This is a genomic window from Streptomyces ardesiacus, assembly GCF_003112575.1.
Taxonomy (GTDB): Bacteria; Actinomycetota; Actinomycetes; order Streptomycetales; family Streptomycetaceae; genus Streptomyces; species Streptomyces ardesiacus.
Genome location: NZ_BEWC01000008.1, coordinates 697794 through 713026 on the forward strand (window position 1 = coordinate 697794; position 15233 = coordinate 713026).

Genomic DNA, 15233 nt, shown 5'->3' on the forward strand with positions numbered 1-15233 from the left:
GGCAGGAGGGGACGGCCCCGGAGCGGCCGCGTGCCGCTCCGGGGTGTCGGGGGGCGGGGGAGATCAGCCGGCGGGCGTGCGCAGGACGGCGACCTCTCGGGCCGCCAGGACGACGCCCCCCTCGTCACCGGCGGTGCCCACCAGGACCTCCCCGGCGAGCCCGGGGACGGTCACCGTCTCGTCGGTGCGGTTGACCAGGAACCGGAACCGTCCGCCGGGGCCGCGGCGCACGGTGGTCTCGACCCGCCCCCGCACCTCGGCCGGCAGCTCACTTCGCACCCCGGCCGGCTCCAGGAGCCTCGGCAGCAGCGCGGCGAGCCCGTCGGCGCCGAGCCGGGTGGAGACGTAGGCGGCGGAACCGCTGCCCGTGCCGCGCCGGGTGACCGCGGGGCGGCCCGCGTGCGCGCCGGTGCGGTAGCGGACCAGGACCTCGGTCCCGGGGGCGGTGACGGTGACCCGGTCGGTCCACAGGCCGCCGGTGGTGTCGTCGTCCAGCTCCACGCCCTGCCCGGCGGGCAGCGGGCCGAACTCCTCGACGCGGATGCCCAGCAGGTCCCGCAGGGCGCCCGGGTAGCCGCCGAGCCACACGTGGTCGTTCTCGTCCACGATGCCGGAGAAGTACGTGGTGACCAGGTGCCCGCCCTGCTCGGCGTAGCGCGTGAGGTCCTTGGCCAGCCCGGCCGGCACCAGGTGCAGCACGGGCGCGATCAGCACCCGGTGGCGGCTGAGGTCGGAACCGGTCGTGACGACGTCGGCGCGCACCCCGAGGGAGAGCAGCGCCGAGTACCAGTCGAGCGCCTCCTGGTGGTAGTCGAGCAGCGAGGTGGGGTGCGAGTCCTGCTCGCTGGCCCACCACGACTCCCAGTCGAAGAGGATGCCGACCTCGGCGGGCTCCCGCTCGCTCCCGGCGACCGGCGCGAGCGTCCTCAGCGTGTCGCCGAGCGCGGTGACCGAACGGAACAGGTCGCTGTCCGCACCCGCGTGCGGGACCATCGCCGAGTGGTACTTCTCGGCACCGGCCGCCGACTGGCGCCACTGGAAGAAGCAGACCGCGTCCGCGCCGTGCGCCACGTGCGTCAGCGAGTCCCGGGCCATGTCGCCCGGCCGCTTGGCCAGGTTGACGGGCTGCCAGTTCACCGCGCTGGTGGAGTGCTCCATCAGGAACCAGGGCCGGCCGCCCGCGATGCCGCTGGTGAGGTTCGCGGAGAAGGACAGCTCGTCACGGGCCTGCGGGTGCGGCACGACGTAGTGGTCGTTGGCGACGAAGTCCACCTCGTCCGCCCAGTCCGCGTAGTTCATGCCCTTGGTGCCGGGCATCACCATGAAGTTGGTGGTGACCGGAACGCCGGGGGTCAGCTCACGCAGCAGGTCCCGCTCCGCGCGCAGGTGGTCCTTGAGCGCGTCCGAGGAGAAGCGCTTGAAGTCCAGTTGCTGGGTCGGGTTCGGGTGCGAGGCGGCCAGCCGCGGCGGCAGGATCTCGGCCCAGTCGCCGTAGCGCTGCGACCAGAACGCCGTGCCCCAGGCGTCGTTGAGGGCGTCCGTCGTGCCGTACCGCGCGCGCAGCCAGTCCCTGAACGCACGGGCCGCGTCGTCGGAGTAGTCGTAGACGTTGTGGCAGCCCAGCTCGTTGTTGACGTGCCAGGCGACCAGGGCCGGATGGCCGGCGTAGCGGGTCGCCAGCCTCCGCACCAGGCGCAGGGCGTGCTCGCGGAAGACGGGCGAGGTCGGGCGCCAGTGCTGGCGGGCCCCCGGCCACAGCGTCTCGCCCCGTTCGGTGACCGGGAGGATCTCGGGGTGCGCGGTGGTCAGCCAGGGCGGCGGGGAGGCCGTGGCGGTCGCCAGGTCGACGCCGACGCCGTGCTCGTGCAGCAGGTCCATCACCTCGTCGAGCCAGGCGAAGTCCCAGGTGTCGGGGCCCGGCTGGATGCGGGCCCAGGAGAAGATGCCGAGCGAGACGATGGTGACACCGGCCTCGCGCATCAGCCGTACGTCCTCCTGCCACACCTCCCGGGGCCACTGCTCGGGGTTGTAGTCGGCGCCGAAGCCGAGACGGGGGGCGGGGGCACCGTCCGCCCCGCGGTGCGGGCGGGAGTGGAGGGTGGAGATCATGAGGGTCCTTCCGGTGTGGGGGCGTGCACTACTTCTCGACGGTGAAGCCCTGCTCCTCGCCGTACTTGACCGATGCCTCCTGCCAGGACCGGAGGCCCTCGGCCAGCGTGGTGCCGGAGACGTAGGCCTTGCCGACGGTGTCGTTGAAGACGGAGTTCGCGTACACCTGGTAGGGCAGGTACGCCCAGTCGTCCGGGACGTTCGCGGCCGACTCGGCGAAGATCTTGTTGGCCTTCTGGCCCCCGAAGTACGGGAACGCGGTGTCCTGGAACCCGCTGGACTGCAGATCCGCGGTGGTCGCCGGGAACGCGCCGTTCTTCAGGCGGGTCTGCACGCCGTCCCCGGCGTTCGCGTACTCGACGAAGGCGTACGCCAGCGCCTCGTTCCCGCCCAGCTCCGGGAGCGCGAGCGCGCTGCCGCCGTTCTCCGCGCTGACCTTGCCGCCGGCGGTCCACTGCGGCATCGGCGCCACCCGCCAGTCGCCGGAGGCGGCCTTCGCGCCGGACTCCAGGTTGGCGGGCATCCAGGCGCCGGTCGCCAGTGTCGCGATGCTGCCGTCGGCGAGGCCCTTGTACCACTCGTCGGTCCAGGCGGGGACGGAGGCGAGCAGCTTCTCGTCGATGAGCTGCTGCCAGGTGCCGGTGAACGTCTTGGCGCCCTCGTCGGAGAAGTCGATCTTCACCTTGGTGCCGTTCACCGTGTAGGGACGCGAACCGGCCTGCCAGAGCATGCTGGTGGCGAACCCGGCGTCACCGTTGTCGGCGGTGATGTACGCCTTGGGGTCGGCCTTGTGCAGGGCGCGGGCGGCCTCCAGGTACTCGGCCCACGTGGTGGGCACCTCGATGCCGTACTTGTCGAAGACCTTCTTGTTGTAGAACAGCGCCATCGGGCCCGAGTCCATCGGCAGCGCGTAGATGCCGTCCGAACCGGCCTTCACCCCGTTCCACGGACCCGGGGAGAACTGGGCGGAGAGCTTGTCGGCGCCGAAGGACTTGAGGTCGGTGAGCTGCTTGGTGAGGGCGTACTGGCCCATCGCGTAGTACTCGATCTGGGCGACGTCCGGGACGCCCTTCTTCGCCGAGATGGCGTTCTGCAGCGCCGTGTACTCGTCCTTGTTGGTGCCGGCGTTGACGAGGTCGACCTTGACGCCCGGGTGTGCCTTCTCGAAGTCGGCGGCCACCTGCTTGAGCGTGGGCTCCCACGCCCAGACCGTGAGGGTGCCGCCCTTGTCGAGGGCCGCCTGTATGTCCGCCTCGGAGACGGCCTTGCCGCTCGACCCCGAGTCGTCGGAGCCGCCGCAGGCCGTCGCCCCGAGGGCGAGGGCGCAGACGAGGGCCGTGCCGCGCAGCAGGCGGCGCGCGTGCTTGGTCAGGTGTGTGGGCATGGGCGTGCTTCCACTTCTTCGTGGCCGGTACCGGCACTGGTCGGGGGTGGGCGGGAGACTGCTGGTGAGGGGCGGACAGGCGGGGGAGGACTACTCCTTGACGCTTCCGGCGGCGAGACCGGACTGCCAGTACTTCTGGAGCAGCAGGAACGCGACGACCAGCGGCAGGATGGTGAGCAGCGACCCGGTCACGACGAGGTTGAAGACGGCCTCGCCGCCCGCGGTCGCGGCCTGCTGGTTCCAGGCGTTGAGCCCGAGGGTGAGCGGATACCAGTCGGGGTCCTTGAGCATGACGAGCGGCAGGAAGTAGTTGTTCCAGGTCGCGACCATGGTGAACAGCAGGACGGTGACGATGCCGGGCGCCAGCAGCGGCAGGGCGACCGTGAAGAAGGTGCGCACCTCGCCCGCCCCGTCGATGCGCGCGGCCTCCATCAGCTCGGCGGGAATGGCCTCGGTGGCGAACACCCACATCAGGTAGAGGCCGAACGGCGAGATCAGGGAGGGGATGATCACCGCCCAGGGGGTGTTGGTGAGCCCCATCTTGCTGAACATCAGGAAGGTCGGCACCGCCAGCGCCGTCCCCGGCACGGCCACCGCGCCGATGACGACGGCGAAGACGGCCCGGCGGCCGGGGAAGTCGAACTTGGCCAGCGCGTAGCCGCCCAGCACGGCGAGGAAGGTGGCACCGCCCGCGCCGAGCCCCACGTACAGCAGGGTGTTGAGCAGCCAGCGGGTGAAGACGCCGTCGTCGTAGGTGAACGTCTCGACGATGTTGTCCCACAGCGCGAAGTCGCCGTCGAACCAGAGACCCGCGGAACGGGACAGCCCCTCCTGGGTCTTGGTGGCGCTGACGGCCAGCCAGACGAGCGGCACCAGGCTGTACAGCAGCACCAGCGAGGTGAGCACGGTCAGCAGCACACTGCGCCGCGGCCGGTCGGCGGAGTGCCGGCGCCGGGAGGCACGCAGCCGGGGCACGGGGCCCGACGGGCCGGACGGCTCGGCCGCGGAACGGCCGGGGACGGTGGCGACGGGACTGGTCATCGCCGCATCACACTCCCTTGCGCATGCCGCGCAGCTGCACGACGTAGGCGATGACCATGGTGATCAGCCCCATGACGATGGCGACCGTCGCGGAGTAGTTGTGCTGCTGTCCGTTGAAGGACAGCGCGTACGTGTAGTAGTTCGGCGTGTAGTCCGTGGTGATCGCGTTGCGTGCCAGGGGCTGCAGGATGCTGGGCTCGTTGAAGAGCTGGAAGCTGCCGATGACCGAGAAGATCGTGGCGATCACCAGGGCCCCGCGGATGGCCGGGAGTTTGATGGCGGTGATCACCCGGATCTGGCCGGCGCCGTCGATCTCGGCCGCCTCGTACAGCGAGTGCGGGACGACGCGCAGCGCCGAGTAGAAGATCAGCATGTTGTAGCCGACGAACTCCCAGGTGACGATGTTGCCGATGGAGGCCAGCACCAGGCCGGGGGAGAGCGGGTCGGGCAGCGAGACGCCCAGCGCGCTGTTGAGGTCACCGACCAGGCCGAACCGGGTGCCGTACAGGAAGCCCCACATCAGGGTGGCCACCACGGCGGGCACGGCGTACGGCAGGAAGATGGAGATGCGGAAGAAGTCCCGGCCGTACAGGCGTCCGCTGTCGAGCGTCAGGGCCACCAGGAGCGCGATGCCGAGCATGATCGGCACCTGTACGGCGAGGAAGAGCGAGACCCGGCCGAGCGAGGCCCAGAACCGGTCGTCGCCGAGCGCTTCGGCGTAGTTGTCGAGGCCGACGAAGGTGGTGCCGCCGATGAGCTGGTCGCGGAAGAGGCTCAGGTAGACCGAGTACGCGATCGGAGCGAGGAACACCAGGGCGAACACGGCCACGAAGGGGCCGAGGAAGCCCCACCCGGTCCAGGAGCGGCGGTCCCGCCGCACCGGGGGTGGGGCCGGCCGCGGCTCGGCGGCGGCCGGCGGTTGCAGCGTCGTCATGTCGTCCTCGCTCGTCACGTCCCGGAGCTTGCGGGGCCTCGTGGGGCCTGGCTGGGTCTCGTGGGCCCCGCTCATGTTTGCGTAAACATCACGTGCCGGACGCAGCCGCGAAGTCTGCGGGAGGGCTGTTATGTTTACGTAAACATTTGATGGCGGCATGTCTACACTGCCCCGAGGACGACGGTCAAGGGTCCTTCGGGAGCCCGGTGGGAGACGGCTGCGGAGAGGTGGCGGAACGGTGGACACGGCTGAGGGGGCCGCTCGGGCCCGGGAGGCGGGCACGCGCAACCGGCGCGGCGGCCGGGTGCCCACGGCGTCCATGGCGGACGTCGCCCGGCTGGCGGGGGTCTCCTCCCAGACCGTCTCCCGCGTCTCGAACGGCTACGCGGGCGTGACCGAGGAGACCCGGCGGCAGGTGCTGGCGGCCATGAAGGAACTCGGCTACCGGCCCAACAGCGCGGCGCGGGCCCTGAAGCGGGGAGAGTTCCGCACCATCGGCGTCATCACCTTCTCACTGGCCACCACGGGCAACGTCCGCACCCTGGAGGCCATCGCCACGTCCGCGGCGGGCGAGGGGTACGCGGTGACGCTGCTGCCGGTCGCCGTGCCCACCCAGGACGAGGTGCGCGGCGCGTTCTCGCGGCTGGAGGAACTCGCCGTCGACGCCGTCATCGTCATCATGGAGGTGCACCTCCTGGACGCGGCCTCCCTCACGCTGCCGCCCCACGTCCAGGTCGTCGTGGTCGACTCCGACGCCGACGACCACTACACGGTCGTCGACACCGACCAGGCCGGCGGCACCCGGGCCGCCGTACGCCATCTGCTGGACCTTGGGCACGACACGGTCTGGCACCTGGCGGGCCCCGAGGGCTCCTTCGCCGCCCAGCGCCGCACCGACGCCTGGCGGCACACGCTCACGGAGGCGGGCCGCACCCCGCCGCCGCTGGTGCGGGGCGACTGGTCGGCGGAGTCCGGACACCGGGCCGGCCTCGAACTCGCCGCCCGCCCGGAGTGCACCGCCGTCTTCGCGGCCAACGACCAGATGGCCCTCGGCCTGCTGCGCGCCCTGCACGAACGCGGGCGGCGCGTGCCCGAGGACGTCAGTGTCATCGGCTTCGACGACATCCCCGAGGCCGGCTCCTTCCTGCCCCCGCTGACCACGGTGCACCAGGACTTCGCCGAGGTCGGGCGGCTGTGCGTGCAGGCGGTGCTGCGCAAGATGCGCGAGGCGGGTCCGGAGCGGGGCACGACCCTGGTGCCGACCCGGCTGGTGACCCGGGCGAGCACGGCGCCGCCACCGGAGCGCACCGGCCCCGCCCCGGACGTGTGGGGCGACCCGCCGGCGTAACCCGGGCGAGGAGGGCCGAAGGGGACGGACGGCCGGTTTAGGGGCGGCGCGCGGGGCAACCCCACAAGCCGACCGTTGTCCCCCCACGTCCGGGAGAGCCCCATGACCCAAGTCTCCGACTTCGTCCTCCAGCGTCTGTCCGAGTGGGGCGTCCAGCGGGTGTACGGCTATCCGGGCGACGGCATCAACGGTCTGCTGGGGGCCTTCGACCGGGCCGCGGGGAACCCGGAGTTCATCCAGGCGCGGCACGAGGAGATGGCCGCGTTCATGGCCTGCGCGCACGCGAAGTTCACCGGCGAGGTGGGCTGTTGCGTCGCGACCTCGGGCCCGGGCGCGGTGCACCTGCTCAACGGCCTGTACGACGCGAAGCTCGACCACCAGCCCGTGGTGGCGGTGGTGGGCCAGCAGAAGCGGCTGTCGCTGGGCACCCACTACCAGCAGGAGATCGCCCTCGACCAGCTCTTCGCGGACGTCTCCGAGTTCTGCCAGATGGTCGTCCACCCGGGGCAGGCCCGGCACGTCATCGACCGTGCCTTCAAGACCGCGCTGACCACGCGGGGCGTCGCCACGATCATCATCCCGAACGACGTGCAGGAGGAGGACGCCATGCCCTCCCCGCCCCGCACGCACGGCTCGGTCTTCTCCAGCGTCGGCTGGAGCCGCCCCCGCGTGCTGCCCGACCCCGACGAGCTGCGCAGGGCCGCGGACGTCCTCAACGCGGGCAAGAAGGTCGCGATCCTGGTCGGCCAGGGCGCGGCCAAGGCGGAGAGCGAGGTGATCGAGGTCGCCGAACTGCTCGGCGCCGGCGTCGCCAAGGCCCTGCTCGGCCGCGAGGTCCTGCCCGACGACCTGCCGTACGTCACCGGACCCATCGGCCTGCTCGGCAGCAAGGCCAGCGACAACATGATCCAGGGCTGCGACACCCTGCTCATGATCGGCAGCAGCTTCCCCTACTCGGAGTGGCTGCCGGAGGAGGGGCAGGCCAAGGGCGTCGAGATCGACATCGACGGTCGCATGATCGGCATCCGCTACCCGATGGACGCCCACCTCGTCGGCGACTCCAAGGAGACGCTCAAGCAGCTGATCCCGCTGCTGGAACGCAAGACGGACCGCGGCTGGCGGGAGAAGATCGAGAAGGACGTCCGGGAGTGGAACGACCTGTGCGACCGCTGGGCCGGTGAGCACTTCGGCAAGACGATCAACCCCCAGTCGGTCGCCGCGGAACTCTCGTCCAGGCTGCCGGACGGCGCCATCCTGACGGCCGACTCCGGCTCGGGCACCAACTGGTGGGCCCGCCACCTCAAGCTCCGCGACGGCATGCGCGCCTCGCTCTCCGGCACGCTGGCCACGATGGGCCCGGGCACTCCGTACGCCATCGCGGCGCGGTTCGCCCACCCGGACCGGCCGGTGATCGCGTTCGTCGGGGACGGCGCGTTCCAGATGAACGGCATGAACGAGATGATCACCATCAAGCGGTACCTGGACCGCCTGTCCGGGCCCGCGCCGTTCGTCTTCTGCGTCTTCAACAACCAGGACCTCAACCAGGTCACCTGGGAACAGCGCGCCATGGCCGGCGATCCCAAGTACCCGGGCTCCCAGGACATCCCCGACGTGCCCTACGCCGCCTACGCCGAACTGCTGGGCCTCAAGGGCATCGTCTGCGACAACCCCAAGAAGGTCGGCGCCGCCTGGGACGAGGCGCTCTCCGCCGGGCGGCCCGTGGTCCTGGAGTTCAAGGTGGACGCGGAGATCGCGCCGATCCCGCCGCACATCATGAAGGAGCAGGGCAAGAAGGCAGTCAAGGCCGCCCTGCACGACCCGCAGGCCACCGGGATCGCCACCAAGGGCGTACGCCAGAAGCTCACCGAGTACGCCGAGCACCTCCCCGGCCGGGGCAGGAAGTGAGCGGTGCGCACCGCCGGGGGCAGGTCGTCGTCGTCACCGGCGCGACCGGCGGCGTCGGCCGCGCCGCCGCCCGGGCCTTCGGCGCCCGGGGGGCCGCGGTGGCGCTGCTCGCCCGGGGCGAGTACGCCCTGGAACGGGCGGCCGAGGAGATCCGCGAGGCCGGCGGGCGGGCGCTGCCCCTGGTCGTGGACGTCGCCGACGCGGAGGCCGTGGACGCGGCGGCCGGCCGGGTCGAGGAGGAGCTCGGCCCCATCGACGTATGGGTGAACGCGGCCTTCTCCACCGTCTTCGCCCCCGTGCCCGAGATCCGGCCCGAGGAGCTGCGGCGGGCCACCGAGGTGACCTACTTCGGCTTCGTGCACGGCACCCAGGCCGCCCTGCGGCGCATGACGCCGCGCGATCGCGGCACCATCGTCCAGGTGGGATCGGCCCTGGCCGAGCGAAGCGTCCCCCTCCAGGCCGTGTACTGCGGGGCCAAGCACGCCATCCAGGGGTTCACCGAGTCGCTGCGCTGCGAGCTGCTGCACGACCGCAGCGGGGTGCGGGTGACCATGGTCCAGATGCCCGGGCTCAACACGCCCCAGTTCAGCTGGGTCCTCACCCGCCTGCCCCGCCATCCGCGCCCGGTGGCCCCCGTCTACCAGCCCGAGGTGGCCGCCGAGGCCGTGCTGTACGCGGCCGACCACCCCGAGCGGCGCATGTACTGGGTCGGCGGCTCCACCGTCGCCACCCTGCTGGGCCAGAAGCTCGCCCCCGGTCTCCTGGACCGCTATCTGGCCCGCACCGGCTACGACGGGCAGCAGACCGACCGGCCCGTCGACCCGTCACGGCCCGTCAACCTCTGGAGCCCGGCGGACGACACCGCGCCGGACGACTACGGGGCGCACGGCGTCTTCGACGACGAGGCCCACCCGCGCAGCGTCCAGTTCTGGATCTCCCGCCGTCGCGGGCCGCTGGCCCTGGCCACCGCCGTGACCGGGGCGGCGGCCGCGGCCCTCGTCCGCGGCCTGCGGCGGCGCGCCGGCTGCTGACCGGCCAGGTCCCCGTCAGTCCGGCCGGCGGTCGATGTTCCGCGCCCACCAGTGGTGTTCGCAGAACCAGTGCCCGACCATCGCGCCGCCGAAGACGACGAACCCGACGCCGATCAGCCAGGACTCCACCACCAGCACGATGCCGACCGCGCCGTAGCTGAACGCGTTGTCGAGGATCAGCGGAGTGAAGAAGAGGTAGGAGAAGCCGCGCAGCCCGACCAGGCCCACCACCGTGGCGACGGCGCCGGGCAGCAGGTCGCGCCAGCGGACCTGGCCGCCCAGCAGGAAGTGCTGGCCCCACCAGAAGAAGAGCATGCCGCTGGCGGTCGACAGGGCGATCCGCGCGCCGCCGTGCAGGGCGGCGCGCGTCTGCACCTCCTGGTAGAGGTAGGCGGTCAGCAGGATCACCCAGGTCATCTGGCGCCAGATGCGGTGCCACGGGCCGGCCGGCAGCTCCCAGATGCGTTCGTAGCCGTTCTGGACGCTCGCCGCGAAGGACACGCCGAACACGCCGAGCAGGATGCCGCCCCACACGCTGGTGGTGCCGACCACCTTGGTCGGCGGGCTGATGATGTCGGTCAGTACGCGGGCCGACCGCCCGGACAGTCCCATCCCGTCGGCCAGCCAGGAGGCGAAGCCCCCGCGGCCCAGCGGATCGGCCGCGGCCACCACGATCAGCAGCGGTGCCAGCGTGACCAGGGCGAGCGTGGCGAACCCCATGGCCCGGTGCATCAGCTCCAGGTCCCGGCCGCGCCGGACCAGGGAGGACGCGGCCAACCAGTCCCACGCACGGTGGAACGGCCGCCACAACCGGTTCACGGGGGCTCCTCGGGGCTCCGCGGGCGTCCTGTCGACGGCTCGCGACGGGGAACTGGGTGACCCGGCCGGCACCCGGACAAACGTCGGTGCACCCGGACGGAGTCCGGCCGCGGCCCCGGCTCAGGGATCGGTGCGCTGCTGGGCCTCCCGCATGCGCTCGTTGTGCCAGGCGATGGCGGCCCGTATCTGGGGCTCCTGGAGGCCCGTGCGGCAGCCGAGCTGGTCCATGGTCAGGGCCGGCGGGCCGGTGGTCAGGGCCCGGGTCAGCTTGGCCGCCCACAGCTCCTCGTCCACGAACGGCCGGTCGGCGTAGCCCGCCTTGATCTCGTCGAAGTGCTCGTCCGAGCACGTGGTGATGAGCCGGAGCCCGTCGAACCACTCGTTGGTGGCGTGCACCGCGGAGGAGTCCGGCACGTAGCCGCTCACGGACTCGTCCTCGGGGAAGACCCTGGCGCACAGGTCGCACAGCTCCATGGGGACCGGCTTGGCGGTCCGGCGGCCCTTTCTGCCCTTGCGCTTCCACATGGCGACTCCCGGGGAATCGGTGTCCGGAATGCCGGAGTTACCCGCGGAGCGGGGAGCAAACGCCCCGCCGCGACACTCCTTCACCGCGTCTGCCGGGGCAGGCCGCCCTGTTCGCAGACCCGTGCCGCCACGTCCCGCAGTTTGACGTTGTTGTCCTGCGAGTACCGGCGCAGGGCCGCGAAGGCCTGGTCCTCGGTGAGGCGGTGCCTGCCCATGAGGATGCCCATGGCCTCCCCGATGGTGTGCCGGGTGCCGATGGCCTCCTGCAGCTGGGCGTGCGTGCGGGCGCTGGAGAAGGCGACCGCGGCGTGGGAGGCCAGCAGCCAGCCGGCCGTCTCGTCGGCCGCGGTGAAGGCGCCGGGCCGGTAGGAGTAGAGGTTCAGGGCGCCGAGGTCCTCGTCCTCCGTGAACAGCAGGAATCCCATCATGCTGCCGAGGTTCAGCTTGCGCGCCTCGGGGACGTACTTGGGCCAGCGCCGCGCCTCCCGGGTGAAGTCGGCGATCCGGAACTGCCGCTCTCCCGTGGAGCTGCGCGCGGCGTCGAAGCAGGGGCCCTCCCCGACGCGTCCCTGCAGTGCGTCGCTGTCGACGACGACCTGCTCGGTGGGGGCCAGTGACTGCACGTGCTTGCCGCGCAGGATGAGGATGCCCGCGGCGTCGCAGTCCGCCACCAGTTCCGTGGCCGAGGCGGTGATCCGTTCGAGGGTGTCGTTCAGCGATTCCTGGGCCAGCAGGTCACGGGCCAACGAGGCCATCTGCTCGGCGAACCCGCGCCAGTCGTCCATGCCGATTCCTCCCTCGCTGTTCTTGAAGGTGTGCCCCGAGACCGCGGGACGCAACTGGGAGGGGCCGGCGCGGCCAATCTTGTTTCATGCTACATCTAAATGCATCATGCGCTTATGGAAAAGCCGCCAAAGGGCCCGGACGACCTGATCGTCGCCGTGGAGCAGATGATCCGGTACGTGCGGCACAGCGCCCGGACCGGAGGCCTGAGCACCGCCGCCTCCTCGACGCTGGCCAGGCTGGACCGTGAGGGCCCGCAGCGCCTGACCGAGCTGGCCAGGGCGGAAGGCGTCTCGCAGCCGAACATGACCCAGCTCGTCACGCGCCTGGAGCGCGCGGGCCTGGCCAGGCGTACCGCCGACGCGAGCGACGGCCGCGGTGTGCTCGTGGCGGTGACGTCCGCCGGCCTCGACGTGCTGGCCCGGCGCCGCGCCGAGCGGGCCGCGGCCCTGCGGCTGCTCATGGAGGACATGACCGGTCCGGAGCGGCAGGCCACCACCACGGCGCTCCTCGCCCTGGCCCGGGTCATCCACAACCGTCAGGAATCCTCGGAGGAAGACCGCGCATGAGTGCACCACGTGGAAAGACCACCAGTCCGTTCCGGCAGCCGGGCGCCGTCTGGGCGGTCGCCTTCGCCTGTGTCATCTCGTTCATGGGCATCGGCCTGGTCGACCCGATCCTGCCGGCGCTCGCCGAGAGCCTCGACGCCACCCCCAGCCAGGTCTCCCTGCTGTTCAGCAGCTACCTGATCGTCACCGCCGTCGCCATGCTCTTCGTCGGCTGGGTCTCCAGCCGCATCGGCGCCAAGCGCACCCTGGTCACCGGCCTCGCCGTCATCGTCGTCTTCGCGGCCCTGGCCGGCGCCACCGACTCCATCGACGGCATCGTCGGCTTCCGCGCCGGCTGGGGACTGGGCAACGCCCTGTTCATCGCCACCTCGCTCGCGGTCATCGTGGCCTCCGCCAGCGGCGGCTTCAGCGGCGCGATCATCCTCTACGAGACCGCGCTGGGCCTCGGCATCGCCGTCGGCCCCCTGCTCGGCGGCGAACTGGGCGGCATCAGCTGGCGCGGCCCCTTCTTCGGCGTCGCCGCCCTGATGGCCGTCGCGCTGATCGCCACCCTCGCCTTCGTCCCCGACCTGCCGAAGCCCAAGCGGGTCACCTCACCCCTGGCCCCGCTGAGGGCACTGCGCCATCGCGGACTGCTCACCATGGGCATCATGGCCCTGCTGTACAACTGGGGCTTCTTCACCATGCTCGGGTACGCCCCGTACCCCATGGAGCTGAACGCCCACGAACTCGGCCTGGTCTTCACCGCCTGGGGCCTGCTGGTCGCCGCCTTCAGCGTCTTCTTCGCCCCGCGCCTCCAGGCCCGCTACGGCACCGCGCCCGTCCTCTACGCCAACCTGCTCGGCCTCGCCGTCGTCATGGCCGTCATAGCCGCCGGGGTCGGCGACCCCACCACCGTGATCGTCGCGGTCGTCGTCAGCGGCGCCTTCATCGGCATCAACAACACCCTCACCACCCAGGCCGTCATGCTCGTCTCCCCGGTCGAGCGCCCGGTGGCCTCCTCCGCGTACGGCTTCCTGCGCTTCATCGGCGGCGGCCTCGCGCCCTACGTCGCCGGAAAGCTCGCCGACGCCACCGACCTGAGCGTCCCCTTCTACCTCGGTGCCGGCACCTTCCTCCTCGCCGTGCCCGTCCTGGCCTGCGGCCACCGGCTGCTGGCCCGGGCCGAGACCGCCTCCGGCGAGGGCGAGTCCGTGGCGCCCACGCTGACCCCGGTCGGTTCCCCGGCCGCGACCGACGCGCCGCCCGTGGTCGTGGCCGTGGGCGCCCACCGCGAGGCGGCCGCCGTCGTGGACGCCGCGGCCCGGCTCGCCCGCGACACCGGCAGCCCGCTCGAGGTCGTCCACGTACGGCAGACCGCCGTCGTCGAGGAACAGGCCGCCGACACCGAGAGCGACGCGGAGGCGAAGGCCGCCGTCACCGCGCACCTCGACCGGCTCGGCGGCCTCGGTGTCGCCGCCACGGGCCAGATCCTCACCGGCGTCGGCGACCACGCCGCCGCGGGCCGCGCCCTGGCCCGGCACGCCGCCGAGGCGGGGGCCCGCACCATCGCGGTCGGCCGTTCCCCGCGCGGCCCGCTGGCCCAGTTCGCCGACGGCAGCTTCACCAGCGCCCTCACCCACGCCGCCGCCTGCACCGTCGTCCTCGTCGACCCCGACGCGGAACCCCGCCCGCTGACCGCGCGGACGCTCCCGGAGCTGCGCGGCCGGGCGCGGTGAACGCCCGCTGATCAGGCGCCGTCGCCGCCGAGCGGCCTCCTGAGCCGGTCGGCGGCCTCCGGCGGCTGGATGCGCATGCCGGGACGGCGGCGGTGCACGGTCAGGTACGTCACCCCGTCCGGCCCGGCGAGCACGGCCCGGGTCGAGCCGTGCGGCAGCCAGGTCAGCACTCCCGCGCGCAGGGGGTGCCCGCCGTCGGCCGAGTCGAGGCGGGCCTCGCCGTCGAGGACGAGGAGCAGGACGTCGAGGTCGGGCTCGGTGTGCGGGTCCACCCGGCCTCCGGCGGGGAGGCGGACGACGTTCGCGTCGAGCTGCCGGCCCGGTTCCGCCAGCTTCCACAGCGCGCCGGCCGGCGCGTCGCCGCCGAGGGACACGAGCTGCGCCGTGTCGGCCAGCAGCCGGGGGAGGGGGGAGTGCGCCGCCGTACCGGAGGAGCCGCTGTCTTCCACTGCCATCGGGTGCCGCCCGTTCCGTGTGCTCAACCCTGCCTGTGCGCCGCCCTCTTGAGCGGTGTGCCCGGGGGCGGTCCGGCCAGTGACGTACTGCACAGGCCGCGTACTCCGGGTAAAGACGAATCTAGCATGCGTATTTGGTAGCTTTCTGGCGTGCGGCTGACGAAGTTCACCGACCTGGCGCTGCGTTCCGTCATGCGCCTGGCGGTCGTGGGAGACGGTGACGAACCGATGGCCACCCGAGAGGTGGCCGAGGTCGTCGGCGTGCCGTACACGCACGCCGCGAAGGCCATCACCCGCCTGCAGCACCTCGGTGTGGTGGAGGCGCGGCGCGGCCGCGGCGGGGGGCTGACGCTGACCGGCCTGGGGCGGCGCGCCTCGGTGGGCTGGCTGGTGCGGGAGCTCGAGGGCGACGCCGAGGTGGTCGACTGCGAGGGCGACAACCCGTGCCCGCTGAGGGGGGCCTGCCGGCTGCGCGGTGCGCTCCGCGACGCCCAGGAGGCGTTCTATGCCGCGCTCGACCCGCTGACCGTGACCGACCTGGTGGCCTCGCCGACCGGCCCGGTCCTGATCGGGCTCACGGAGCGCCCTCCGGGGTGACGGACGGCGGTCCGC

The 15233-nt window shown here is 72.2% G+C and carries 14 protein-coding genes; 6 read left to right on the forward strand and 8 right to left on the reverse strand.

Translation table 11 applies throughout. The features are described from left to right. Positions 1–63: 63 nt before the first annotated feature. From Sdi02f_RS28225 to Sdi02f_RS28240, 4 genes are all read right to left on the reverse strand, one after another. Positions 64–2109 carry a beta-galactosidase gene (locus tag Sdi02f_RS28225; RefSeq protein ID WP_030403300.1) on the reverse strand — a complete coding sequence of 682 codons (2046 nt, stop codon included), beginning with the start codon at positions 2107–2109 and terminating at the stop codon, positions 64–66. Positions 2110–2137: 28 nt separating this feature from the next. After that, entirely contained in the window at positions 2138–3493 is a 1356-nt protein-coding gene (locus tag Sdi02f_RS28230; protein ID WP_037799754.1) for an ABC transporter substrate-binding protein, read from the reverse strand. Positions 3494–3583: 90 nt separating this feature from the next. Continuing rightward, a complete protein-coding gene (locus Sdi02f_RS28235; protein ID WP_053638937.1) occupies positions 3584–4534 on the reverse strand; it encodes a carbohydrate ABC transporter permease in 951 nt (316 codons plus the stop codon). A gap of 7 nt (positions 4535–4541) precedes the next feature. Then, complete coding sequence (locus Sdi02f_RS28240; protein ID WP_108934277.1) at positions 4542–5468, reverse strand: carbohydrate ABC transporter permease; 927 nt, start codon at positions 5466–5468, stop codon at positions 4542–4544. A gap of 319 nt (positions 5469–5787) precedes the next feature. On the opposite strand from Sdi02f_RS28240, the gene Sdi02f_RS28245 reads away from it, so the two are divergent. From Sdi02f_RS28245 to Sdi02f_RS28255, 3 genes are all read left to right on the forward strand, one after another. Continuing rightward, on the forward strand, positions 5788–6816 hold the full coding sequence (locus tag Sdi02f_RS28245; protein ID WP_108934278.1) for a LacI family DNA-binding transcriptional regulator: 1029 nt from the start codon (positions 5788–5790) through the stop codon (positions 6814–6816). Positions 6817–6918: 102 nt separating this feature from the next. Next, positions 6919–8721: a thiamine pyrophosphate-requiring protein gene (locus Sdi02f_RS28250; protein ID WP_108934232.1), complete on the forward strand. Its 1803-nt coding sequence runs from the start codon at positions 6919–6921 to the stop codon at positions 8719–8721. Beyond that, a complete protein-coding gene (locus Sdi02f_RS28255) occupies positions 8718–9752 on the forward strand; it encodes an SDR family oxidoreductase (protein WP_030403294.1) in 1035 nt (344 codons plus the stop codon). Before Sdi02f_RS28250 ends, Sdi02f_RS28255 begins: the two co-directional genes overlap by 4 nt. A gap of 15 nt (positions 9753–9767) precedes the next feature. Here Sdi02f_RS28255 and Sdi02f_RS28260 read toward each other — a convergent pair whose 3' ends face one another. From Sdi02f_RS28260 to Sdi02f_RS28270, 3 genes are all read right to left on the reverse strand, one after another. Beyond that, the gene (locus tag Sdi02f_RS28260; protein ID WP_030403293.1) at positions 9768–10571 is read right to left on the reverse strand and encodes a hypothetical protein; all 804 of its coding nucleotides are present in this window, start codon (positions 10569–10571) and stop codon (positions 9768–9770) included. A gap of 120 nt (positions 10572–10691) precedes the next feature. Beyond that, entirely contained in the window at positions 10692–11096 is a 405-nt protein-coding gene (locus Sdi02f_RS28265) for a hypothetical protein (RefSeq protein WP_030403292.1), read from the reverse strand. A gap of 80 nt (positions 11097–11176) precedes the next feature. After that, complete coding sequence (locus Sdi02f_RS28270; RefSeq protein WP_108934233.1) at positions 11177–11881, reverse strand: GAF and ANTAR domain-containing protein; 705 nt, start codon at positions 11879–11881, stop codon at positions 11177–11179. A gap of 114 nt (positions 11882–11995) precedes the next feature. Here Sdi02f_RS28270 and Sdi02f_RS28275 point away from each other — a divergent pair, with 114 nt between their 5' ends. Together Sdi02f_RS28275 and Sdi02f_RS28280 are read left to right on the forward strand one after the other, a co-directional pair. Continuing rightward, on the forward strand, positions 11996–12448 hold the full coding sequence (locus tag Sdi02f_RS28275; RefSeq protein WP_174843399.1) for a MarR family winged helix-turn-helix transcriptional regulator: 453 nt from the start codon (positions 11996–11998) through the stop codon (positions 12446–12448). Beyond that, positions 12445–14166 carry an MFS transporter gene (locus tag Sdi02f_RS28280; RefSeq protein ID WP_108934234.1) on the forward strand — a complete coding sequence of 574 codons (1722 nt, stop codon included), beginning with the start codon at positions 12445–12447 and terminating at the stop codon, positions 14164–14166. The genes Sdi02f_RS28275 and Sdi02f_RS28280 overlap by 4 nt, the downstream gene beginning before the upstream one ends. Positions 14167–14177: 11 nt before the next feature. Here Sdi02f_RS28280 and Sdi02f_RS28285 read toward each other — a convergent pair whose 3' ends face one another. Beyond that, positions 14178–14621, reverse strand: coding sequence for a hypothetical protein (locus Sdi02f_RS28285; protein WP_030403288.1), 444 nt, complete (start codon positions 14619–14621; stop codon positions 14178–14180). Between the two features lie 150 nt (positions 14622–14771). On the opposite strand from Sdi02f_RS28285, the gene nsrR reads away from it, so the two are divergent. After that, the gene (gene nsrR, locus Sdi02f_RS28290) at positions 14772–15218 is read left to right on the forward strand and encodes a nitric oxide-sensing transcriptional repressor NsrR (protein ID WP_030403287.1); all 447 of its coding nucleotides are present in this window, start codon (positions 14772–14774) and stop codon (positions 15216–15218) included. Positions 15219–15233: the final 15 nt, after the last annotated feature.